The sequence below is a fragment of the Bradyrhizobium sp. Leo78 genome (assembly GCF_059512425.1).
This window is the reverse complement of sequence record NZ_JCAMOT010000023.1, coordinates 114,993-137,941: the sequence shown is the minus strand read 5'-3', so window position 1 is coordinate 137,941 and position 22,949 is coordinate 114,993. Positions and strand designations below refer to the sequence as shown.

23 protein-coding genes and 1 pseudogene are annotated in these 22,949 nt (G+C 64.6%); 18 read left to right on the top strand and 6 right to left on the bottom strand.

The window, feature by feature from the left end:
• Genes AC5ZG1_RS26640 through AC5ZG1_RS26625 form a run of 4 tightly spaced genes read right to left on the bottom strand, consistent with a single transcriptional unit; the run spans nucleotide 1 to nucleotide 4,707 of the window.
• On the bottom strand, nucleotides 1–936 hold the full coding sequence (locus tag AC5ZG1_RS26640) for an ABC transporter permease (protein ID WP_456642571.1): 936 nt from the start codon (nucleotides 934–936) through the stop codon (nucleotides 1–3).
• Between the two features lie 2 nt (nucleotides 937–938).
• Nucleotides 939–1,991 (bottom strand): ABC transporter permease, encoded by a 1,053-nt coding sequence (locus AC5ZG1_RS26635; RefSeq protein WP_496134542.1) that lies wholly within the window; start codon nucleotides 1,989–1,991, stop codon nucleotides 939–941.
• Nucleotides 1,992–1,993: 2 nt separating this feature from the next.
• Nucleotides 1,994–3,583, bottom strand: a complete 1,590-nt coding sequence (locus AC5ZG1_RS26630) for an ABC transporter ATP-binding protein (protein WP_496134541.1) — start codon at nucleotides 3,581–3,583, stop codon at nucleotides 1,994–1,996.
• A gap of 11 nt (nucleotides 3,584–3,594) precedes the next feature.
• Nucleotides 3,595–4,707: a BMP family ABC transporter substrate-binding protein gene (locus tag AC5ZG1_RS26625; RefSeq protein WP_496134540.1), complete on the bottom strand. Its 1,113-nt coding sequence runs from the start codon at nucleotides 4,705–4,707 to the stop codon at nucleotides 3,595–3,597.
• Nucleotides 4,708–5,108: 401 nt separating this feature from the next.
• Here AC5ZG1_RS26625 and AC5ZG1_RS26620 point away from each other — a divergent pair, with 401 nt between their 5' ends.
• The 16 genes from AC5ZG1_RS26620 (at nucleotide 5,109) to AC5ZG1_RS26545 (ending at nucleotide 20,030) form a co-directional block, all read left to right on the top strand.
• The gene (locus tag AC5ZG1_RS26620; RefSeq protein WP_496134539.1) at nucleotides 5,109–5,351 is read left to right on the top strand and encodes a hypothetical protein; all 243 of its coding nucleotides are present in this window, start codon (nucleotides 5,109–5,111) and stop codon (nucleotides 5,349–5,351) included.
• 42 nt (nucleotides 5,352–5,393) lie between these two features.
• Nucleotides 5,394–6,119, top strand: coding sequence for a Rieske 2Fe-2S domain-containing protein (locus AC5ZG1_RS26615; RefSeq protein WP_496134538.1), 726 nt, complete (start codon nucleotides 5,394–5,396; stop codon nucleotides 6,117–6,119).
• Nucleotides 6,120–6,124: 5 nt separating this feature from the next.
• Nucleotides 6,125–6,748 carry a glutathione S-transferase family protein gene (locus AC5ZG1_RS26610; RefSeq protein ID WP_496134554.1) on the top strand — a complete coding sequence of 208 codons (624 nt, stop codon included), beginning with the start codon at nucleotides 6,125–6,127 and terminating at the stop codon, nucleotides 6,746–6,748.
• A gap of 34 nt (nucleotides 6,749–6,782) precedes the next feature.
• Entirely contained in the window at nucleotides 6,783–8,585 is a 1,803-nt protein-coding gene (locus tag AC5ZG1_RS26605) for an adenine deaminase (protein ID WP_496134537.1), read from the top strand.
• A gap of 3 nt (nucleotides 8,586–8,588) precedes the next feature.
• A complete protein-coding gene (locus AC5ZG1_RS26600) occupies nucleotides 8,589–9,512 on the top strand; it encodes a LysR family transcriptional regulator (RefSeq protein ID WP_496134536.1) in 924 nt (307 codons plus the stop codon).
• Nucleotides 9,513–9,604: 92 nt separating this feature from the next.
• Nucleotides 9,605–10,105, top strand: coding sequence for a thiamine pyrophosphate-binding protein (locus tag AC5ZG1_RS26595; RefSeq protein WP_028162666.1), 501 nt, complete (start codon nucleotides 9,605–9,607; stop codon nucleotides 10,103–10,105).
• Nucleotides 10,102–10,710, top strand: a complete 609-nt coding sequence (locus tag AC5ZG1_RS26590; protein WP_496134535.1) for a thiamine pyrophosphate-dependent enzyme — start codon at nucleotides 10,102–10,104, stop codon at nucleotides 10,708–10,710. Before AC5ZG1_RS26595 ends, AC5ZG1_RS26590 begins: the two co-directional genes overlap by 4 nt.
• Before the next feature lie 218 nt (nucleotides 10,711–10,928).
• Complete coding sequence (locus tag AC5ZG1_RS26585) at nucleotides 10,929–12,488, top strand: GMC family oxidoreductase (RefSeq protein WP_496134534.1); 1,560 nt, start codon at nucleotides 10,929–10,931, stop codon at nucleotides 12,486–12,488.
• On the top strand, nucleotides 12,485–13,891 hold the full coding sequence (locus AC5ZG1_RS26580; RefSeq protein WP_496134533.1) for an amidohydrolase family protein: 1,407 nt from the start codon (nucleotides 12,485–12,487) through the stop codon (nucleotides 13,889–13,891). Before AC5ZG1_RS26585 ends, AC5ZG1_RS26580 begins: the two co-directional genes overlap by 4 nt.
• Complete coding sequence (locus AC5ZG1_RS26575; RefSeq protein WP_496134532.1) at nucleotides 13,875–14,741, top strand: aromatic ring-hydroxylating dioxygenase subunit alpha; 867 nt, start codon at nucleotides 13,875–13,877, stop codon at nucleotides 14,739–14,741. The genes AC5ZG1_RS26580 and AC5ZG1_RS26575 overlap by 17 nt, the downstream gene beginning before the upstream one ends.
• Before the next feature lie 185 nt (nucleotides 14,742–14,926).
• Nucleotides 14,927–15,628 carry a septum site-determining protein MinC gene (gene minC, locus AC5ZG1_RS26570; protein ID WP_028162661.1) on the top strand — a complete coding sequence of 234 codons (702 nt, stop codon included), beginning with the start codon at nucleotides 14,927–14,929 and terminating at the stop codon, nucleotides 15,626–15,628.
• A 21-nt stretch (nucleotides 15,629–15,649) separates the two neighbouring features.
• Nucleotides 15,650–16,465 carry a septum site-determining protein MinD gene (gene minD / locus AC5ZG1_RS26565; RefSeq protein ID WP_130225893.1) on the top strand — a complete coding sequence of 272 codons (816 nt, stop codon included), beginning with the start codon at nucleotides 15,650–15,652 and terminating at the stop codon, nucleotides 16,463–16,465.
• Nucleotides 16,465–16,749: a cell division topological specificity factor MinE gene (minE, locus tag AC5ZG1_RS26560; RefSeq protein WP_028162659.1), complete on the top strand. Its 285-nt coding sequence runs from the start codon at nucleotides 16,465–16,467 to the stop codon at nucleotides 16,747–16,749. The genes minD and minE overlap by 1 nt, the downstream gene beginning before the upstream one ends.
• Nucleotides 16,746–17,045, top strand: a complete 300-nt coding sequence (locus AC5ZG1_RS26555; RefSeq protein WP_130225894.1) for a hypothetical protein — start codon at nucleotides 16,746–16,748, stop codon at nucleotides 17,043–17,045. The genes minE and AC5ZG1_RS26555 overlap by 4 nt, the downstream gene beginning before the upstream one ends.
• 283 nt (nucleotides 17,046–17,328) lie before the next feature.
• Nucleotides 17,329–17,793 (top strand): (2Fe-2S)-binding protein, encoded by a 465-nt coding sequence (locus tag AC5ZG1_RS26550; protein WP_028162657.1) that lies wholly within the window; start codon nucleotides 17,329–17,331, stop codon nucleotides 17,791–17,793.
• Nucleotides 17,790–20,030, top strand: coding sequence for a xanthine dehydrogenase family protein molybdopterin-binding subunit (locus AC5ZG1_RS26545; RefSeq protein ID WP_496134531.1), 2,241 nt, complete (start codon nucleotides 17,790–17,792; stop codon nucleotides 20,028–20,030). Before AC5ZG1_RS26550 ends, AC5ZG1_RS26545 begins: the two co-directional genes overlap by 4 nt.
• Before the next feature lie 50 nt (nucleotides 20,031–20,080).
• Here the strand turns inward: AC5ZG1_RS26545 and AC5ZG1_RS26540 are convergent, their stop codons facing one another.
• A complete protein-coding gene (locus AC5ZG1_RS26540; RefSeq protein WP_208821213.1) occupies nucleotides 20,081–20,536 on the bottom strand; it encodes a DMT family transporter in 456 nt (151 codons plus the stop codon).
• Between the two features lie 135 nt (nucleotides 20,537–20,671).
• Nucleotides 20,672–21,388: an AraC family transcriptional regulator gene (locus AC5ZG1_RS26535; protein WP_496134530.1), complete on the bottom strand. Its 717-nt coding sequence runs from the start codon at nucleotides 21,386–21,388 to the stop codon at nucleotides 20,672–20,674.
• A 174-nt stretch (nucleotides 21,389–21,562) separates the two neighbouring features.
• Between AC5ZG1_RS26535 and AC5ZG1_RS26530 the strand changes: the two are divergent.
• Both AC5ZG1_RS26530 and AC5ZG1_RS26525 read left to right on the top strand, forming a co-directional pair.
• Nucleotides 21,563–21,889: pseudogene (locus AC5ZG1_RS26530) on the top strand (DUF305 domain-containing protein); the annotation flags it as partial.
• A gap of 444 nt (nucleotides 21,890–22,333) precedes the next feature.
• A complete protein-coding gene (locus tag AC5ZG1_RS26525) occupies nucleotides 22,334–22,909 on the top strand; it encodes a QcrA and Rieske domain-containing protein (RefSeq protein ID WP_496134529.1) in 576 nt (191 codons plus the stop codon).
• The last annotated feature ends 40 nt before the right edge of the window (nucleotides 22,910–22,949 follow it).

Below are 22,949 nucleotides of genomic sequence, written 5' to 3'. Positions count from 1 at the left end.
TCACCGCAGGTCACGATAATAGGGAATGCCGAGCGCGGCAGGTGCGGCCATCACCTGGCGCATGCGGTGCCAGGCGACAACGGGAACGACGATGAAGGCGATGGTGCCGAGATAGGGCAGCATCGAGAGAACGGGCGCGGCGATCGGCCAGTTGCGCGCCTGCCCGACGAAGCCGAGCGAGGTGATGACACCGAACAGCAGCGCCGCCAGCACCGCATTCAGCGGTCGGTAGCCGGCAAAGATCACCAGCGCCACCGCGATCCAGCCGCGGCCGGCGACGACGCCTTCCGACCATGACGGCACGAAGGCAAGCGTGAGATAGGCGCCGGCGCCGGCGGCGAGCGCCGCGCCCGCGGTTACATACCAGAAGCGAATCCGTTGCACGGCGATCCCTGCGGCGTCCGCCGCGGCCGGGTTCTCGCCGACGGCGCGCAGGTTGAGGCCGTGGCGAGTGCGGAACATCAGGACGTGCAGCATCACCGGCAGGATGATGTAGATCAGGTAGACCAGCACATTCTGCGTGAACAGCACCTGGCCGATCAGCGGGATCGAGCTGAGATAGGGGATCTCGACGCTCGTAAACGTCGCCGGCGCCGGGATTCCGGAATAGGCCTTGCCGACGGTCGCGGCAAAGCCCGTGCCCATCAAGGTCAATGCGAGTCCGCACAGCACCTGGTTGGCGCGCAGATAGACCGTGATCGCGGCAAACACCATGCCGACCACAAACCCCACCGCGAGCGCCAGCGCGAAACCGGCGGTCGGACTCCTGGTCGTGACGACGGCGGCAATCCCTGATATCGCGCCGAGCGCCATCAATCCTTCGACACCGAGATTGACCACGCCGACACGCTCGGCCAGCACCTCGCCGAGCGCGGCCAGCGCCAGCACGCCGCCGGCGAGCAGAGAGGTGTGCAGGATGCCCGCGATCAGATCCATCTTCAGGCCTCCGCCGGTTTGCTGCTGACGATGCGGAAATGCGCGAGTTCGTCGCCGACAGCGGTGAAGAACAGGATGAGCCCGGTGATGGCGAGTACAGTTGAGGTGTTAATGCCCTGGGTCTGCAGGATGATGCCGGAATTGAGGATCACGGCCATCAGCGCCGCACCGGCGATCACGCCGATGCAGGAGCCGCGCGCCAGCACCGCGACCATGATGCCGAGATAGCCGAAATTGTTTGATATGCCGCCCTGCAGGCGATGCACGGTGCCGGCGACCTCGAGCATGCCGGCGATGCCTGCGATCGCGCCGGAGAGCAGCATCACCACGATCAAATGGCGGCGGAACGGCATGCCGGCATATTTGGCGGTCTGCGGGTTGGAGCCCGCGATCCGTACCTCATAGCCCCAACGCGTGAAGCTGAAGGCGGCGGCCGTGATCACGGCCAGCAGGATCGCGATCGGAAAGCCCCAATGCACCATGCCGATGAATTCGGGGATGTCGTGCTTCAGTCGCGCGGTGGTCCCCAGCGCATGCCCGCCGGGATCGAGCCAGGGGCCGGTCGCGACATAATAGACCATCAGCGTGGCGACGAAGTTGAGCAGCAGCGTCGTGATGAGCTCGCTGACATCGGCATAGGCGCGCGCAAGCGTCGGGATCAAAATCCAGAGCAGCCCGCCGAGCGCGCCGGCGATGAACATCAGCGGCAGCATCACGACGGTGGGACCGGGGACGAACAGCGCCATGCCAGTCGCGGCAAAGGCGCCGGCATAGAACTGTCCTTCCGCGCCGATATTCCAGGCGCCGATTCTGAGCGCGACGGCGACAGAAAGCCCGGTGAGGATCAGCGGCGTTACCAGCAGGCCGACATCCTCAAGGCCAAAACCGGAGCCGAAGGTCGACTTCAACACCTGCTGCGCCAGCTTGAGCGGTTGCGCGCCGCTGGCCGCGAGCAGGAGACCGGCGATGACGAGCGCCATCAGGATCGCAATCGCGCGCGCCGCAAGCGCGATGGCAGGCGAGGCCGATGGCAGGCGTTGCAGACGGATCGCCATCGTCAATGCACCATCGCAGCCGCGCGCGCCGGTGTGGCCGCGCGCTGGCCGCCCATCATCAGGCCGATCTGTTCGATATCGGCGCCTGCGCTATCGACAATGCCCATGATCTCGCCGTGGAACATCACCGCAATGCGGTCGGAGAGGTTGAGCAGTTCCTCGAGCTCTTCGGAGATCACGACGATGCCGACGCCGGCGTCGCGCAGCTCGACGAAATAGCGCATCATGGTATTGATCGCGCCGACGTCGAGGCCGCGGCTCGGATAGGCGGCGACCAGAAGTTTCGTGGCGATCCGCATCTCGCGCCGCGCCACGAAGCGCTGCTGGTTGCCGCCGGAGAGGTTGCGGATCGGCATCGCATAGTTCGGCACCATCACGGCGGCGGCTTCTGCTATCTTGCGCGCCAGCGCCGCTGCCGCGCGCGGCCGGTACCACGGTCCGAGCGAGACCGGCGCGCGGTCATATTCGCGGATCACCGCGTTGTCGGTGACGCTGAGCGCGGGTGCCAGTCCGCTGCGCAGCCGGTCTTCCGGGATATGTCCGACGCCGAAATCGGCGAAGTCAGCAGCATCAGCGGTGGAGACATCGCGTCCGCCGAGCGTGATCTGTCCGGAGCTGGCCGCGCGCATTCCGGTCAGGAGCTCGCTCAACTCTTTCTGCCCATTGCCGGCTACCCCTGCGATGCCGAGGATCTCCCCGCCCGCGATATCGAGCGAGACCCTGTTCAGTACGGTATGGCCGGTGCTGTCCCGCGCCGTCACCTCGCGCAAGCTGACGACCGGCTCGTTGGCTTTGACGACTGCGTTCGGTCCCCGTGCGCGTAAATCGTCGAGCACGATCTCGTGCCCAACCATCAATTTCGCCAGCATCTTTTCGCTGCAGGCGCCGGTTGGTTCGGTCGCCACCTTGCGGCCGCCGCGCAGCACGGTGACGCGGTGGGAAATCTCCAGCACCTCGTCCAGCTTGTGGCTGATGAAGATCACGGCGTTGCCGCGTGCGACGAATTCCTTCAGCGCCTTGAACAATTCGCGCGCTTCCGACGGCGTCAGCACAGCGGTCGGCTCGTCCAGGATCAATACCCGCGCTCTTCGCGCCAGGACGCGCAAGATCTCGACCCGCTGCTGCTCGCCGGTCGAGAGTTCGTCGATCCGCGCGCCCGGGCGGACCGCGAGATTGAGCGAGGCCGAGAGCTGCGCGGTGCGCGCTTCCAGTTCCTGCGCACTGATCGCGCGCGGCGTTTCCGACCAGCCGAGATGGATGTTCTCGGCGACGGTGAAGGCGCGCACCAGCTTGAAATGCTGGTGCACCATGCCGATGCCAGCCGCGATCGCTTCCACCGGCGAGGCAAAGCTTTTCAAGTAACCGTCGATGATGATCTCCCCGGCATCGGGCTGGTAGATGCCGGTCAGGATATTCATCAAGGTGGATTTCCCGGCGCCGTTCTCACCCAGCAGTGCGTGGATCTCGCCGGGCCATACTTCGAGGTCCACGTCCTGATTGGCAACGACGCCGGGAAAATACTTGGCGATGCCCCGGAGCTGCACCAGTGGGGGCGTGCCGGGAGGACGTTCGGTGACACCGGGCATCGCCATCACGGTCAGCTTCAGAGCCCGGAGATGCCGGCGATCGGCCAATCCCAGTTGTAGAGCTCGCTCTCGCTCATGCGTTTACCACTGGCGACCTTCACATTGCCCTTGGCGTCCTTGATCTCGCCGACGAAAGGCGACCAGCCGCCGAGGATCTTTTCGCGCACGGCGTCAGCCTGCTTGCGCACATCCTCTGGCACGCTCTCGCCCCAGGCGTCGCGGTCGACGCCGGCGCCCATCGGCAGGATGGTGCTGGAGGGCGTCCAGGTGCCTTCGAGCCGCTTCTTCACCTCGTCGACATAATATTGCTTGAAGTCGATGACGATCGAGCTGATGTAGGCCTTCGGCCCGTAGCGGCGGATATCCGTGTTCCACATTACCGCCTTGGCGCCGCGCTTCTCGGCGACCTGCAGATAGCCGGCCTCGTCCATGATGCCGAACAGGAGGTCGCAGCCATTGTCGAGCAGCGCGGTGCCGGCTTGGGTCGCGGCCTGCGGATCGAACCAGGAATTGATGGTGATCACCTGCATCGTCGCGTTCGGATTGACCGAGCGCGCACCCATCAGGAACGCGTTGGTGCCGGAGAACACCGACGGCACCGGGAAGGATGCGACATAGCCGAGCTTGCCGCTCTTGCTCATCAGGCCGGCGGCGACGCCGGTGACATAGGTCGGGTACCAGTGCCCGACATAATAGGTGCTGAGATTGTCGAGCGGGTTGCGGCCGTCGCATTCGTAGAACGCGACCTTGGGCGAGCGCTTCGCCACGTCGTAGAGGAAGTCGCCATAGTTCGAAGTCGCGAACACCATGCAGGCATTCTCGGAGACGAACTGCCGGTACGTGCGCGTCGCATCGGCGGAGTAGGGGATGCTCTCCACGAACACGGTCTTCACTTGCGGGAACGCAGCCTTCACCGCCTTCATCCCCTGGTCGTGACTCCAGGTCCAGCCTTCATCGGTGACGGGCCCGGTGTGGCCGAAGGCGATCACGGCATCCTTCTCGGCGATCGCCGGCAGCGGTGCCGCGGCATGCGCGGAGCGGATCAGGCCCGGCGGCAGCAGGAGCGAGGAGCCGGCGGCGGCGCCGAGGTTCAGGAAGCGCCGGCGGGACAGATGGCGGAGGTCTGACATGGTTGAGCTAAGCCTCGTGTTGGAGCCCGTGTTCTGTTGCGGATCGTTGCCGTGGCCAAACCAGCCGGAAACTCCGGGCAATGCCGATCGTCGACACAGCGTGTCGGCGCTCTGTTACCGAAAGATTTCCGTAGCAAGGTCCATGCCGCAGTCCGCGCATCGGCGGCATCACCGGCCCATCCCGCACGCTTGCGCATAGTCAGCGTGTCTGTCGCTGGCTGTTTCGCATAGGCGCTTTTTTTCGATTGCGGTGATCGATCCAGCGCAACATCGTTCGGCAACGATGCCTTAAAAAACAAGCAGATCGCTGCTTCTCTGCTCAAAGGATATGCATGGGCAATCTTTCCGCTTGCCCTGATCGCGGCACGCTCGAATAAATCGAACCACAGGGATGTGAGCGCATGCAGGGAGCAACCGTTATCGTCTTCGCAGGGCAGTTTCGCGTCGACAGCTTCGTCGAGTTCGTCAACCACCGCGCGCGGCGGTTGCAGCTCGACGCGGTGGTGGAGGCGGCGACGCCTGATTGCATCGAGGTGGCGGTTTCAGGACAGCCGGAGCTGGTCGATGCGTTCGAGATGGCATGCAGCCTCGGGCCGATCGACTGCCTGGTGCGGGATGTCTGGCGGAAGAAGGCCTCGGCGTAAGTCTTGCAGCGCGTTTGCCGGGTTCGCGATGGAGATGGGTTGATGGAAGCAGGGTGGTATCCGGTCGCGCTGGCGGAGGGGCTGGAGCGCGGCACTTCTACTGGCACGCGGCTGTTCGGCCGCGAGCTCGTGGTCTGGCGCGACAGCGCGGGCGCTTCACATGTCTGGGAAGATCGCTGCCCGCATCGTGGCATGCGCTTGAGTTTCGGCTTCGTGCGCGACAACCACATCGCCTGCCTCTATCACGGCTGGCAGTACGATACGGCGGCGCAATGCAGCTATATTCCGGCGCATCCCGATCTTGCCGTCCCCAGCACGATCCGGGTTGCGAGCTGTCCTTCGATCGAACGGCTGGGCATCGTCTGGGCCTACAACGAACTCGACAGCGACGCGCCGCAGGACATCGGGTTTGCCGAGCGCGCGCCGGTGACACCGGTGCGCAGCCTCTATGTCGATGCTTCGGCAGCCAAGATTTTCGACGCGCTCGTGCTGGCCGAATGCCCACTGTTGACGATTGCCGGCGGCCCGACGCAGCGGTCGCGAACCGATGCGCTGGTCTCGCTCAAGAGCGGCGGCGATGAAATCCTGGTCGCGGTGCAGCCGCTGTCTGACGTGGAAACCGCGCTCCATATTGTCATCGCGGGATCGCCGGATATCTGTTCCGGCGACAGCCAGAAGCGTGTGTCCGCCTGGGGTGAAGCCTTGCGGCGTGAGATCGAAGGGGCGGCGCGGTACACCGGCGAACTGCGTCACGGGGTGACGCCGTGAGCGAGATGACCCTCTACGACTTCGAGCTCGACGAAAATTGCTACAAGGTGCGGCTCGTCCTGTCTGTGCTCGGATTGTCCTACCGCAAGATCGCGGTCAACATGGTGCCGGGCCGTGAACATCTTGGGCCCGCGCTGATGGCACTCAATCCGCGCGGCGGCCTGCCGATCCTAACTGATGGCGAGATCGTGCTGAGCGAAGCGGAAGCGATCATGACCTATCTCGCCAGCGCTTATGACAACTGTAACGCGTGGCTGCCCGCCGAACCGAAGGCGCACGGCCTGGTCGCAGCGTGGCTGCAATTTGCCAGCCGCGATCTCCATGCCGCCTTCCTCGCGCGGCGGCTGGCGATGTTCGACGAACCAGGGGATGAGGTGGCGCTGGGCTTTGCCGCGCGGCGCGCCTTCCGCCTGATGGAGGATCACATGACGGCACGCGAATTTGATCGCGCCGCCTGGTTCGTTGGCGATAATCCATCGCTTGCCGATCTCGCGCTGTTCCCGGCAATCGCGCTGAGCCGCGATTTCGGCATCGAACATGAGGCCTATCCGGCACTGCGGCGCTGGATGCGCCGCGTGCGGACTACCCCGGGGTTCGTGACCATGCCGGGCATTCCCGACTATTATTGAGGCCGATCACGCACGCGCAACGTAAGAGGCCGCCATGACCAGGCTCACCCGCTTTTCCGTCCAGCCGCTCCACACCATGACCCGCCGTCTCGCCGACGTTGCCTCGGGACGGGCGGCGCCCGATCTCGTCATCACGGGCGCGCGCGTGCTCTCAACCTATTCGGAGCGGATCATCGACAACAGGGAGATCTGGATTGCAGGCGGGCGGATCGCCGCGGTGAAGCCGGCCGGCGCGCACAAGGCTGCCGGCGGCGGTGCCGCGATCAAGGACGTTGCTGGCGGCATCATCGCGCCAGGGCTGGTCGATCCGCACATCCATATCGAATCCTCGATGGTGACGGCCTGCGCCTATGCCGAAGCAGCGCTGCTCAACGGCACCACGACGATCTTCTGCGACAGCCATGAGATCGGCAATGTGATGGATGTCGCCGGCGTCGAGGCGATGCTGGAGGATGCGCGCGAGGCACCGCTCTCGATCTTCCTGACCGTGCCGAGCACGGTGCCCGCCACCTCGCCGGAACTCGAGACCGCCGGCGGCGATCTCACCGCGGAGAAGATCGCCGGCCTGTTCGACCGTTGGCCGGAGGCGGTGGCGCTCGGTGAGAAGATGGATTTCGTCCCCGTGACGCTCGGCGACGAGCGCAGCCACGCGATCCTTGCCGCGGCGCTCAAGCGCGGACGGCCGGTGTCGGGCCATGTCTATGGCCGCGAATTCGTTGCGGCCTATGCGGCAAGCGGTGTCACCGACACGCATGAGGCGATCGACCGCGATATCGCCGACGATCTCTTGGAAGCCGGCGTCTGGATCTTCCTGCGCGGCGGTCCGCCGACCACGCCATGGCACTCGCTGCCGCAGGCGATTCGAACAATCACCGAACTCGGCGCGTCGCATAAGCGCGTCGCCGTCTGCACCGATGATCGCGATGCCGATGATCTCCTGCAATTCGGTCTCGACTGGGTGGTGCGTGAGGCTGTGAAGGCCGGCATGTCGCCGGAACAGGCGTGGTCGATGGGGTCGCTGCATGGCGCCACGCGCTTCGGTGCCGAGGGCGAGATCGGCGGCCTCGGCGGCGGGCGGCGCGCCGATCTGGTGCTGCTCGACGACTCGCTCAAGCCGCGCGCCACCTGGTATGGCGGCGAATGCGTGGTCGAGAACGGCAAGATCACGCCACTGCTCGATGCCGCTTTGTCGAAGCGCTACCGCTATCCGCAAGCCGCTTATTCGACGGTGAAATTGCCTGACGAGGTGAAGCTGACGCCGGTGCTGCCGACCGAGGCCTGCACCGTCAATGCTATCCGAACCGCGCTGCCCGGCATCACCCTGATCCACGATCGTGTCACCATCGAACCCGCCAATGACTGGCAGCCGCTGTTCGAGCGCTACGGCCTCTGCTTCGTCGCCGTGGTGGAACGCCACGGCAAATCGGCCGGCAATGTTGCCCACGGTCTCCTCAAGGATTTCGGTCTCAAGCACGGCGCGGTGGCATCGAGCGTAGGGCATGACAGCCACAACATCATCATTGCCGGCACCAACGAAGATGACATGCAGCTCGCGCTTGCTGCGATCAGGGATCATCAAGGCGGCGTCTGCGTCGTTGCCGACGGCAAGGTGAAGGCGATGGTGCCGCTGCCGATCGCGGGCCTGCTTTCCGACAAGCGGGTGACCGAGGTCGCCGAACAGGTGCAGAAACTCAAGGTGGCATGGCAGGAAGCCGGCTGCACCATCCCCTATATGGGCTTCAACCTGATCCCGCTGTCGGTGATCCCCGAAATCCGCATCACCGACAAGGGGCTGGTGCTGGTGCCGGAAATGCGGCTCGCGCCGCTGTTCGAGTAGCAGATGGATCCACACCGGCTCGGCCTGATCTCGACGCGCCTGCATTATTTTCAGCTCGTCGCCCAGCTCGGCTCGATCCGGCAGGCCGCGCGCGTGCTCAATGTCGCGCCGTCCTCGATCAGTCGCGTGATCGGTCAGCTCGAGGACGAACTGCAGACGCCGCTGTTCGAGCGCATCCGCCAGCGGCTGAAACTCACCAGCGCCGGCGAAATCCTGCTCTACCGCACGCGCGCCAGCCAGGGCGAGATGACGCGCGCCTACACCGAGATCACCGACCTCCAGGGTCTTCGTCGCGGCACCGTCACGGTGGCGGTGGTGGAGAGCATCGCGCGCGGGTTGTTGCTCGACGTGATGTCGACGTTCTGGGAGAGCTATCCGGCGATCACCGTCGACATCAAGGTGATGGGATCGGAACATGCGTTCGACGCGGTGGCCGACGGCGAATGCGACATCGGCATCGCTTTCGACATCAAGACGCCGCGCAACGCGCAGCGGCTCGCCGGCACGGTGCTGAATATGGGGGCGCTGATGCATCCCGGGCACCGGCTCGCCGGCCGCAGCGAGCTCAGGCTGTTCGATCTCGCGGGCGAGCGCGTCGTGCTGTCGGATGCCAGCCTTTCGCTCGGTGCCTCGATCGAGGAAGCGCTGAACGGCTCCTCGATCGATTTCGGGCGGCGGGCGCTGACCAACTCCATCACCGTCATGGCCGATCTTGCCATGCGCGGCAATGGCGTTGCGCTGCAGACGCGAATCGGCGTGCAGCGCGAGATCAGGAGCGGGGCGATGGTGTTCGTGCCGCTGCGCGATCCCAAATTGCGGCCGCGCAAGCTGGTGCTGCTGTCGCGCGCCAAGTCCGGCATGTCGGAAGCGGCCTCAAGCCTCGCCACCATGCTGACGCGGGCGATCGAGGGCCTGTCCGGCGGCTGAGACATGTTGCGCATGGCGCATCAGGCTGGTGAGAAATCAGGGCCTATTCAGAACATCTCGCGCCTGAGATTTTGCCCGAAAAGGGAATCTGCATGAAGCCATCCGCCGTCGACGCCGTGATCCGCGGCTTGAAGAAAGCAGGTGTCAGCATCGTTTGCTATCTGCCGGACTCGCTATTCAAAGAGCTCTATCCGGCGCTCGACGCCGACCCGGATATCCGCACCATTCGAGTCACCAATGAAGGCGAGGGCGCCGCGATCTGCGGTGGGGTGTTCCTGTCGGGCAAGCGCGCGGCGCTGGTGATGGAGAATTCGGGCCTGCGCGCCTCGGTCGAGCCGCTGGCGCGGATGGGGCTCGGGGCCGGCATCCCGGTGGTGATGCTGATGAGCTATCGCGGCGAGCTCGGCGAGAACAATTGGTGGGCGATCCCGCACGGCATCACCATGGAGCCGGTGCTGAACGCGCTGCGCATTCCCTATCGCATCGTGACGGAAGAGGAGCGGATCGAGCGCGCCATCACCGATGCGTTCAGTTGGTCCTATTCGGCCTATTATCACTCGGCGGTCGCGCTGGGCGGGAGCGTGGTGCGATGAAGCGGTTCGACTGCATGAAGGCGCTGGCGCGCCGGCTCTCCGATGAGCTCGTGATCCTCTCGCTCGGTGCCAGCGTTGACGAATGGTACAACGCCGCTCCGCATATGCGCGATGCCAGCCTGTTCCAGCAGCAGCTTGGTTGCGTCAGCGCGCAGGCGTTTGGTCTTGCGGCAGGCCTGGCGCATCGGCGCATCGTCTCGCTCGATACTGACGGCGGCATGATGTTCAACCTCGGCATCCTCGCCACCATCGCCAACGAGCAGCCGAAGAATCTGTTCATCGTGGTCTGGGACAATGAATGCTACCAGTCGATCGGCGGCCCGCCGACGCATACGGCAAGCGGCCGCGTCGACATCGCCGCGATCGCGCGCGGCGCGGGCGTGACGCGGGCCTATACCGCGCGCACAATCGAGGAATTCGACAGCCATTGCGCGGACGGGCTGGCGGCGCAGGAGCCATATCTGGTCGTGGCAAAAGTGTCCGGCACGGTGCAGCCCGACATCAAGCGCAAGCACAGCGATGGGCGCGAGGACAAATACATCTTCGTCCGCCACGTCGAGCGCACCGAGAACATCGTCATCATGGGCCCGAGCGAGCATAATTAGCGGATGGTGAGATTGGATCGATCTGCAGCCGCGTGGCTTCTGCACCTCTCCCCATCGGGGAGAGGTCGGCGCGTAGCGCCGGGTGAGGGCGATCAGGTCCCACGAGAGAGCGAGACCCCTCACCCGGATCGCATCTTGCGATGCGATCCGACCTCTCCCACAAGGGGAGAGGTGAGGCGAGTGCGCGGCCAGACTGTCTTACCAACCAGTGTTGCGCGATGACCGCGCTCCTCCCCGCCTATGATTACATCGTGGTCGGTGGCGGGTCCGGCGGCGCGGTGGTGGCGCGGCGGCTGGCCGAACGCAGTGATGCGAGTGTGCTGCTGCTCGAAGCCGGACCGTTGGACGCCGGCATTGCCGCGATCGAGGATGCCGCGAACTGGACCGCGCTGCTCAGCGGCCCCTACGACTGGGGTTATCGCTACGCGCCGCAGCGCGAGTTGAACGATCGCAGCATCGCGATTCCGCGCGGCCGCGTGCTCGGGGGATCGTCGAGCCTCAACGCGATGCTGTGGTATCGCGGCCATCCCTCCGATTACGACGCCTGGGAGGCGGCGGGCGCTGTGGGATGGAATTTCCGTTCCGTGCTGCCTTACTTCCAGCGAGCTGAGGATTGGGAGGGCGGCGCCTCCGACTATCGCGGCGCCGGCGGTCCTTTGCGCATCGAGCGGCCGCGCGATCCGCATCCGATCGCGCTCGCCATGCTCGCGGGCGCCGCCGAGCTCGGCATCCCCGTGATCGACGATCCGAACGGCGCGAGCAATGAGGGCGCCAGCCTTCCCAATCTCAACGCTAGCTACGGCAAGCGCTGGAGCGCGGCGCGCGGTTATCTCCACTCGATGGCGGAGAGGAACAATCTCACCATCCGCACCAACGCGCTCGCGATCGGTCTTTCGTTCGAGGGCCGCCGCGCCCGCGCGGTGCGCGCGATCATCGACGGCGCCATCGTTGAGACGCGAGCGGACTCCGAGATCATCCTGGCGCTCGGAGCGATCGACACGCCGCGGCTGCTCCTCATGAGCGGCATCGGTCCGGCGGAGGAACTGGCGCGGCTCGGCGTATCGGTCATTGCCGACCTCGCAGGCGTCGGCGAGAATCTGCAGGACCATCCGCTGCTGATGGGTATGAATTTTCGCGCCAAGGCGCCGCTCGGGCCGGTCCGCGACAATGGCGGCGGCAGCATGATGAACTGGAAGAGCGCTGCCACGCTCGCCGCGCCCGATCTCCACGCTTTCGTCGTGCAGGGCCGTCACGCCAACGATGAGGTTGCCGCGGCTTACGATCTCTCCGGCGACATCTTCGCGATGTCGCCGGGCTTGATGGGCTCGGCCAGCATCGGCCGCATGCGGCTCAACAGCGCCGAGCCGGGTGCGGCGATCGAGCTGCAGCCGAACTTCCTCGCCGAGCCCGCCGACCTCGAGGCGCTGATCGCCGGCATCGACACCATCATGGAACTCTCTGCTACCAAGGCCTTCGCCGATCTCATCGCGGCGCCGGCCGCGCCCACCCGTCTGCTATCGCGCAGCGAGAAGATCGCGTTCATCCGCATGAGCTGCTCGACCTTCTTTCACACCTGCGGCACCTGCGCGATGGGCGTAGGCGAGCGCGCCGTGGTCGACCCGGAGTTGCGGGTGCGCGGCGTCGAGGGGCTGCGCATCGCGGATGCCTCGGTGATCCCGATCATCCCGTCCTGCAATACCCATGCGCCCGTGGTGATGATCGGCGAGCGCGCCGCCGATTTGATCACCGGCATGAAACCTGCAGAGCAGGCGGCATGAACGCAAAGGACCAGATCATCGCCGCCGACTTCGTTCTCACCATGGACGAAGCCAACCGTGTTATCTCCGACGGCGCGGTGCTGGTGCGCGGCGCCCGCATTGCTGCGGTGGGCAAGAGCAACGCGCTCTGCGCCGCCGAGCCGGCGGCCGAGGTCACTTACCTCAAGAACTGCCTGGTGATGCCGGGGCTGGTGAACTGCCACATGCATTCCGGCTTCCTGCGCGGCACCGCCGAGCACCTGCCGGTGTGGGACTGGTTGCGCCTGCACATCAATCCGATGCATCGCGTGCTCCGGCCGCACGAGGCGGAGGCCGCGTCCTATCTCTGCTACGCCGAGAGCGTGCTCTCCGGCACCACCACGACGGTCGACATGTGGCGCTTCATGGATGGCAGCGCACGCGCGGCCAGCGCCATCGGCAACCGCCTCGTCGCGGTGCCCTATGTCGGCGAGCATCCGGACTACAATTATTTCGACACGCTCGACGACAACGAACGGATGATCGAGAGCTGGCACGGCAAGGAGGACGGTCGCATCTCCGTCTGGGTCGGGCTCGAGCATCTCTTCTATGCCGACGAAGCCGCGCAACGCCGCGCGGTCGAAATGGCGAAACGCCAGCGCACTGGTTTCCACACCCATTGCAGCGAGGCTGGAATCGAGGTCGCCGAGTTCGAGAAGCGCTACGGCAAGCGGCCGATGTTCGTGCTCGACGATCTCGGCTTGTTCGAGACGCCGCGGGCGATGATCGCGCATGCGGTCTGGCTCGACGACGCCGAGATCGCGCTGCTCGCCCGCCGCGGCGTTTCGGTCGCGCACAATCCCGTCAGCAACATGAAGCTCGCCAGCGGCATCGCGCCGGTCGAGGCGATGCTGCAGGCTGGCCTCGCCGTCGGCCTCGGCACCGACGGTGAGAAGGAGAACAACAATCTCGACATGTTCGAGGAGATGAAGGCGGCCTCGCTGCTCGGCAAGCTGAAGTCGCTCAATGCCGCAGCGCTGGATTCCTGGACCGCGCTGCGGATGGGCACGATCCTGGGCGCGCGCGCCATCGGCCTCGACCACGAGATCGGCTCGCTCGAAATCGGCAAGAAGGCCGACCTGATCGCGGTGCGCACCGACACGCCGCGGATGACGCCGCTGTTCGGCGAGGGACCCTATTTCAACCTGCAGCACAATCTGGTGCACGCCGTGCGCGGCGGCGATGTCGCGCTGACAATGGTCGACGGCCGGATCGTCGTCGAGGACGGCCGGTTGAAGACAGCCGATCTGCGCGCGCTGATCGATCACGTTCACGAGGTGGCGCCGGGATTGTTCGCGCGCCGCGCCGCCTGGCTTGCCGAGCACGTCCATGGCTCGGTGCAGTGGACCGGCGCGGCTGGGGGAGGCGATGGCCAAGACCACTGATCCCGTCGCGCTGAACGAATGGTACGCGATCGAGACATTGTCCGAGGTGACGGCAACGCCGCGCCTCACGCGCCTGCTCGGCCAGGATCTGATCATCGACCGCGACGCCGATGGCGCCCCGCGCGTACGGGAAATCGTCGCGGGTACACCGGCCGCGCCGCTGCCGACGCGCGAGCGCTATGGCTGCCTCTGGACCACGCTCGGCCAGCCGCGGCGCGAGATCTTCGACATCGCCGAGGCCGCGGAGGAGGACCGCCGCTTCGTGATTTGCGGCTGGGTCAAGCTGCGCACCTCCGCGCCGCGGGTGATCGAGAATTTCCTCGACATGGCGCATTTCCCTTACGTCCATCACGACATCCTCGGCGCCGTGCCGCACACGGAGGTGCCGAGCTATGAGAGCGAAATCCGCCGCGACGTCGACGAGGTCTGGGCGAGCAATTGCCGCTTCTTCCAGCCGCGAATCGCAGTGACGGAATCATCAGGCGATTTCGTGCAGCTCACCTACCGCGTGCCGTCGCCGTTCACGGTGATGCTCTACCGGGTATGCCCCTCGGCCCCCTCGCGGCTCGATGCGATCGCGCTGTTCATCCAGCCGATCGAGGAGGAACTGTGCCGCGCCCAGCCGGTGATGTTCCTGGTCGATGCGCAGTCGGCCTACAACGACATGCTGAAGTTCGAGCAGGTGATCTTTTCGCAGGACCGCATCATCGTCGAGAACCAGCGTCCCCTGCGGCTGCCGCTCGAGCCGCGCGCGGAAATCCCGACCCGGGCCGACGGCTCCTCCGTCGCCTATCGCCGCTGGCTCAAGGAAAAGGGCCTGCGCTTCGGCATCATCGCCGGATCGCCATGATCTCCTGAGATCTCTATAGGCGGGCTACGGCACTGATTCGCCGGCCGCCTCGTCATGCTGTTGCCCTTCGGTCCACCGGGACAGGCCTTTTATGCCTTTATTCCGTGGAATGACAGGGCCGTTAACGGATGATTAACCATGGCTACCGATCATTAACCATTCGAAAAGGAGCTGAGTCGGTCGCGATGGACGCACCTGTGCAGTCAAACCGTCAACTGGTCCGCATGCGGGGCCGATCCTACGTTGCGTTCGTATTTACCCCCGTGGTCCCGATCATGAACTGGCTCGGGGAAATCGACGCGACGCTCGCCCGTTCACCCGGATTCTTCGTCGGCAAGCCGGTGGTGCTCGACCTCTCGGCGCTGGACCTCAGCCAGAGCGCGATCCAGCATCTCGTCGCCAACCTCGAGCAGCGCAACATCCGCGTGCTCGGCATCGAGGGCGTCAGCCCCGACCATCTCACGAGCAGCCTGCCGCCGCTGCTCACGGGCGGCCGGCCCTGCGGGCTCCCGCAGTCTGAGCCGCCAAAGCCGCAAGCCAAGCCGGCGAAGCCGAAACAGACATCGCTGCTGCTCGACCAGCCGGTGCGTTCCGGCCAGTCGATCGTGTTCACGGATGGCGATGTCACCGTGTTGGGCTCGGTCGGCTCGGGCGCCGAAATCGTCGCCGGCGGTTCCATTCATGTCTATGGAACGCTGCGCGGCCGGGCGATGGCCGGCATCAACGGCAATTCATCGGCACGGATCTTCTGCCAGAGGATCGAAGCCGAACTACTGGCCATCGATGGCTACTACCAGACCGCAGAGGACATCGGCGAAAGCCTGCGCAGCCGGCCGGCCCAGGCATGGCTCGAAGACGATTCCCTCAAAATCACAGCGCTGAATTGATCGACCAAAGGAGGAGAGAAAATGGCCAAGGTTTTGGTCGTGACGTCTGGGAAGGGAGGCGTCGGCAAGACGACGTCAACGGCTGCGCTCGGTGCGGCTCTTGCGCAAGCCGGACAAAGCGTTGTCGTGATCGACTTCGATGTCGGCTTGCGCAACCTCGACTTGGTGATGGGCGCGGAACGGCGGGTCGTGTTCGACCTCATCAACGTGGTGCAGGGCGTCGCCAAGCTCTCGCAGGCGCTGATCCGCGACAAGCGCCTGGAGAATCTGTGGCTGATTCCGGCGTCGCAAACCCGCGACAAGGACGCGCTCACGGATGAGGGCGTGCGGCGGGTCATCAACGAGCTCAGGACCAAGTTCGACTGGATCCTGTGCGACAGCCCGGCGGGTATCGAACGCGGCGCGACGCTGGCGATGCGCTATGCGGACGAGGCGGTCATCGTCACCAATCCCGAAGTCTCCTCGGTGCGCGACTCCGACCGCATCATCGGCATGCTGGATTCGAAAACCGCCAAAGCGGAGCGGGGCGAGCGGGTCGAGAAGCACCTCCTGGTCACCCGGTACGACGCCTCGCGCGCCTCGCGCGGCGAGATGCTCTCGATCGACGATATCCTGGAGATCCTTGCGACGCCGCTGCTCGGCATCATCCCCGAAAGCCAGGACGTGCTGCGCGCATCCAACGTCGGTTGCCCGGTCACGCTGAACAGCACGAACAGCGCGCCGTCCCGCGCCTATATGGACGCTGTACGCCGCCTGATGGGCGAGACGGTGCCCATGACGGTGCCGGTTGAACGCAAGGGACTGATGAACAGGCTATTACGACGGAGGGCGGCATGATGAATCTCCTGCGGCTTATGAGCGGCCGCTCCGGCTCCGCGCCGGTCGCGCGGGAACGGCTGCAGATCCTGCTCGCGCATGAACGCGGGGTGGGTGGCAGCGGCGCGCCCGAACTGTTGGAGCTGCTGCGGTCCGAAATCCTCGCCGTGGTTTCCAAGCATGTGGATCTCGATCCGGAGAAGGTCGTGGTCAAGCTGGATCGGGGCAAGTTTGTCTCGATGCTCGAGGTTGACATCGAAGTGCCCAATGCCGCGCAACGATCCAAGCTGGTGGCTGCAACATGACGGCGGACAGCGATAGCCATATTGCCTGGCAACGGGCGCAGGTCAGGAAGCACCGCGCTGCGCTCAAGGAATTGGAAATCGCCCGGTTCGGGGGGGCCGCTATCCCGACCTTCAACCGAAAAACCGAGCAAGCGATCAGCGAGCTGAAGCGGAAGATCATGGAAGCGGAGCGCTGCATCGGCGATTACGAGCGGCGAACCAAGCGGCCGCTGGCCACCGACGGGCGAAGCCTCGCCAGCGTGAGCTGGAGCCACTGGGACGCCAACGGCACCACGCCGCAGCGCCGCCGCGCCTGACGCTTCCGTAGCCTGATACTTTCGTAGCCCGGGTGAAGCGAAGCGCAACCCGGGACGCCTCTATCCTCGTTTGCGAGCGGTCCCCGGGTTACGCGTTCGCTCCACCCGGGCTACGATTGCGTGCGGCGTGATGCCGCGCAACGCGCACACGCGTGTGTGAACTGCCCCCGAACCGCTATGACAGAGCCAGGGCTTTGGCATAGGCTGCTGTTGCTCTGACCAGAGCGGCAGAGAAAATGCGCATGCGATCGAGGATCGTCATCGCACGGGTTCCGGAGGTCGCATGCAGCTCATCGTCAACGGCAGGACGCATGAGGTTGACGTCGAAGACGAGATGCCCCTGCTGTGGGTCTTGCGCGACGTGCTTGGCGTCACCGGTCCCAAATATGGCTGCGGCATTGCGATGTGCGGGGCCTGCACAGTGCATGTCGGTGGTGAGCCGGTGCGTTCCTGCTCACTGCCGGTCGGCGACGTCAAAGCCGACGTCATCACGATCGAAGGATTGGGCACACCGGCGGCGCTGCATGCGGTCCAAAAGGCGTGGGTCGAGCATCAGGTCGCGCAATGCGGCTACTGCCAATCCGGCCAGATCATGTCGGCCGCCGCGCTGCTCAGCGCGAACGGCAATCCGAGCGACGACGATATCGATGAGGCGATGTCCGGCAATCTGTGCCGCTGCGGTACTTATCCGCGCATCCGCGCCGCGATCAAGACCGCAGCGCGTGAACTCAAAGGCCGCCCGACATGAGCAGGGCCGGCACCATCGCGCGGCGCACCTTCCTGATCGGTACTGCTGTGATCGCAGGCGGCGTCGCGTTCGGCGTCTATGCCTATAAGCGCGAGCCGATCAATCCGCTGCTGAAGGAGCTTGGCGACGGACAAGCGGCGCTGACGCCTTACGTGCGCATCGACCAGGCCGGCGTCACCATCATCACGCCGCGCGCCGATCTCGGACAGGGTGTCGCGTCAGTGCTTGCGGCTTTGGTCGCCGAGGAGCTCGATATCGCCTGGAACGACATCAGGATCGATTTCGGACCGCCAAGCAGCGCGTACTATAACGGCATCGCCGCCGCCGAGGGCCTTCCCGTTCCGGCAACCGACGACAGCATCAAGGCGCGTTCGGCGCGCGTGGTGGGCGATGCCGTGAGCAAGTTCCTGGGGCTGCAGATCACCGGCGGATCGTCGTCGGTTGCCGATGCCTATGAGAAGATGCGCATTGCCGGCGCGGCCGCTCGCGAAGTCCTGTTGCAGGCGGCAGCGATGCAGACCGGAATTCCAAAGCACCAGTTGAAGACCAGGGACGGCAGCGTGATCACGCCGCGCGGCGAGGCGCTGAGCTACGCGTCGCTGGCAGCGGAAGCCGCCAAGATCGAACCGCCGCGCAAGGTCCGACTGAAGCCGGAGTCGGAGTGGCGCTATCTCGGCAAGCCGATGCAGCGCATCGACATCGTCGCGAAGTCGACCGGCACAGCCACGTTCGGCATCGATATCAGCATGCCCGGCATGGTCTACGCGACGGTTCGCGCCAATCCTTCCATCGGCGGCGGCATCAAGGGATATGACGCGAGCGCGGCGGAGAAGGCGAGGGGTGTCATTGCGGTCGTGCCGATCAGCGGCGGCGTCGGCGTGATCGCCGACAACACCTGGCGTGCCTTCCAGGCGGCGGAATTGATCAAATGCGATTGGGGCCCGCCGCCCTATCCTCCATCCAGCGCAGCGATGTTCGAGACGGTCGCGGCGTCCTTCACAGGCGAGCGCCAGGATAGCCGGCTCAAGGATGAGGGCGATGTCGAGACGGCGCTGCAGGGCGATGGCGCGATCGCGGCCGAATACAAGGTGCCATATCTCGCGCATGCGCCGCTCGAGCCGATGAACGCTGTGGTCCAGCTCAAGGACGGACGGCTCGATATCTGGACGGCCACGCAGATGCCGCTGTTCTTGGTGGCGGCGGCGGCCGAAGTCAGTGGGCTCGCACCTGACAAGATTCACCTTCATTCGCTGATGTCGGGCGGCAGCTTTGGCCGGCGCCTCGAGGACGATTATGTCCGCCAGGCGGTCGAACTCGCAAAGGCGCATCCCGGATCTCCGATCAAGATGACCTGGAGGCGCGAAGAGGACATGACCCACGACTTCCCGCGACCGCTCGGCATGGCGCGCATGCGCGGCGCGGTCAGGGATGGCAAGGTCGAAGCCTATGATCTGAAGGTTGCCTGTCCGTCGGTGACAGCCTCTCAGATCGGGCGGCTGCAGATGCCGACCTTCGGGCCGGATATCGCGATCGTGGCGGGGGCCTGGGACCAGCCGTTCCGGATTCCGCATTATCGCGTCACCGGCTATCGCGTGCCGGAGTTGGTGCCGGTGAGCTCCTGGCGCTCGGTCGGTGCGTCGGCGAACGGTTTCCTGCACAACTGCTTCCTCGATGAGTTGATCCACGCGGCGGGCGCTGATCCGCTCAAGGAGTTGATCCGGCTGTGCTGGCACGAGCCGTCGCGCAAGGTGCTTGAAGCCGTGGGCGAGATGTCGAAATGGGGCAGCGATCCCGGCAAGGACCGCGGCCGCGGCATCGCGTTCACGCTGTCATTCGGCGTGCCGGTGGCCGAGGTCGTGGAAGTCTCGAACACGCCGCGCGGCATCCGGATCGACAAGGTGTTCGTCGCCGCCGATGTCGGCAAGGTGCTGGACCCGACCAATTTCGAGAACCAGGTTCAGGGCGCAGTGATCTGGGGATTGGGCCACGCCGTCAATTGCGAACTGACCTTCAAGGACGGCGTCGCCGAGCAGACGAACTTCGACGCCTACCAGGGCTTGCGCCTCAATCAGGCGCCGGCGATCGAAGTGCGCGCCATCGACAACGGCAGCCCGATCCGCGGCATCGGCGAGCCCCCGGTTCCTCCCGCCGCGCCAGCACTCGCCAACGCCATCTTCGCCGCCACCGGCAAGCGCGTCCGCGAGTTGCCGCTGAACAAGCACATCGATTTCGTGTAGCCGCGCCTCGTTGTTCCGAACCCAGCCGAAGTCAGCATTCGCTCCGTCAATCAGAAACGGACCAAAGTGACGCCGAGAACGAGAAGGGCTGCACCGGCGAGCCGGACCGGGTTTGCTGAATGTTGCGGAATACCAAGAACGCCGAAATGATCGAAAGCCAGTGATCCGATCATTTGACCGACGACAATCAAGGCAAGCACTGTCGCGGCACCGAGGCGAGGCACCATAAGAATTGCGGTTCCGATGAAGATCGCACCGAAGATGCCGCCAGCCCATGAAATGAAGGAGGTGCGCGCGACCATGGCCGCCGACAGCCATGGTTGATCGGAGGTTGTAGCAGCCGCCAGCATGACTATCGTGCCGACGAGATAGCTGATGAACCCTGCCCACCAGGGGGAGTCCAGCTCTGTCCGGAGGTTCGTGTTGAGAACTTGCTGGAATGCGACGCTGACTCCCGCGCCCACCACCACGAGACAGAACAACACGTTGACATAGCCTCCTGGCATCGCACCACCTCATCAAATGGGTATGAGCCGGTGCCATGAGTGGCTATCGCCGCAGTCGAATGACTGGCTCCCCGCGCTCTATCGCGCCTCCATTAAGGGAGCCGGATCGGCGCGTCTGGAATGTTTGTGACAGGCTTAGCCCAAGCGGTATTGGCCCGGCGTAACGCCAAAGACCCGCCGGAACCATCGACCGAGATGGCTCTGGTCGGCGAATCCGGTTTCCGCCGCGACCGCGGCAATGGTCTCACCGGCACGCAGCAATTTGCGCGCCCGATTGAGCCTGCTCGCGAGCCTGAAGGCGTGAGGAGGCATACCGGCGCGCCGGGTGAACATGCGGGAAAAGCCTTCACGGCTCATTCCCATTCGCGCCGCGATCTCTCCGACGGGTTTATCGCAGATGGTGCGAACGGGCGCGGCAGGGCTGGCCAGCATCTCATCCTGGCGGTGTTCGCGGATCACTGAAATGAGGTCGTTCCATCGCACTTGATCGGATTTGCGCCACTGGCGTTCGATTTCCTTCAACATCGGGCCGACCGCATATCTCCCCGCGGGGACATAGGCGTTAAGGCAGACCACTCCGGCAGGTTCTGCGATGGAACGATGAGGAATGCCGGCAGGAATCAGCGTGCCCTGGCCAGCAGCAAGATCGATGACGTTGCCTTCAACGACAAATCTTCGCCTGCCGGAAAGAACGAACGTGATCTGGTTCTCGTCGTGGAAATGCGTCGGCAGACCTACCTCGCGACCGTGCAGGGTGCCCAGCTCTACAACGTGCTCCGCCATTGGGCGCCAATAGGTCCATCTGCCGCTGGACGTGGCTGGCACATCACTGTTGAGGAAAAGACGCTCCATATTGGTTCATCTACTGCCATTCGGTTCTGAGCGCCAACGTTTATGTGATCGGCCCGTTTGGCAGCCCTTCGGAATAAGACGCGCCTGCACGCGTCACACCCCCACAACCCAATCAATATGGAGGCCAGAATGCGTAGGCCATCGTTTCACGGCGCCGTGACGGCACTGTCAGGCATGCTTCCGAGACCAGGTCTAGGCACTGCGGTTCTTGGCGCGCGCCTTCTCATCGCCCTTTCTCTTCCGTCGCATGTGCTTGCGCACGAAGCCCACCAGCCTGCGCAGCCGGCAGTTGCCGCCGACGAGGCTCCGTTTTGGAAAGAGAACGAGGCTGCGATGACCAGGATGATGAACGACATGGAGATCAAGCCGACCGGCGATGTCGATCGCGATTTTGTGGCGATGATGTCCCCTCATCATCAAGGCGCGATCGACATGGCGATCAGCGAACTGCGCTACGGCAAGAACGAACAGTTACGGCGCATCGCGCAGGAGATCATCGTCCACATATGACGATGTGAATGCAGCGTCGTAGGGTGGGCTAAGCGCAGCATGCCTACCATTGCGAGCGGAGTGCTGATGGTGGGCACGCTGCGCTTTGCCCACCCTACGATCGTGCGTCTCTCGCGAGCGTGAGCGCGGATGTGTTAGCGGGCTAATACGTTTGACGCTCTCACCTGCATCCGCATCGCACACGTTCCTTGGCGCGCCGCACAAATTCAGAAGCGTCCAACCTGATCCGAAAAATCATCATTGCATTGCTGCTCGCGCGTGATGTGATGAGGGCTTGAGCATCGCGGCTGCTGTCGACAACGAACGGCAAGAGAAAAAACCACCCGCTGCAACGGAGTCATTGATTGCCTTGTTTTCGGCAGAGTTCCGGCGCTCATTTGCACCGGGTCTGAATTCAAGCTCGGTGTTACACCTCAACTCAAGATGGAACTCGAGATGCACCATCCAGACCAGACACGTCGTTCGCTTCTGAAGGTTCTTGCCACCGGCGCCTGCGTTGCGGCCGCCTCGCCTGTTGCGGCGCAAGAGGATCAGCCCGGCAGCAGCGATCGGCCGAAGAAGGGCGATCTCCTCGTTATCTCCGAAGGCGACCGCGCCGGCCAAGTCATCAAGTCCGACGACCTCAAGCTAGGCGGCCCTCCGGTACGCGCCTGGCCGAAGGATCCCGCCACCTCGGTGGTCCGCAAAGGTTCGCGTTTGAATGAAGTGCTCGTCATCAGGCTAAATCCCGATGAACTCGATGATGACACGCGCGCGCGTTCGGCCGACGGCATCGTCGCCTATTCAGTGATCTGCGCGCATGCCGGATGTCCGACCACCGGTTGGGTGAAGGCGGCCGAAAGCGACCAGAAGGTCCTCAAGTGTTTTTGCCACAATTCCGAATATGACCCGCGGCACAGCGCGGACGTCGTGTTCGGGCCGGCAACCCGTCGTCTGGCGGCGCTTCCGTTGGCTCTTACTGACGGTTCGCTCACAGTGTCTGCGGCGTTCGTAGGAAAGGTAGGTGTTTGAGGCAAAGGATCAGGCAACGCGATCGTACTGGACATATGCA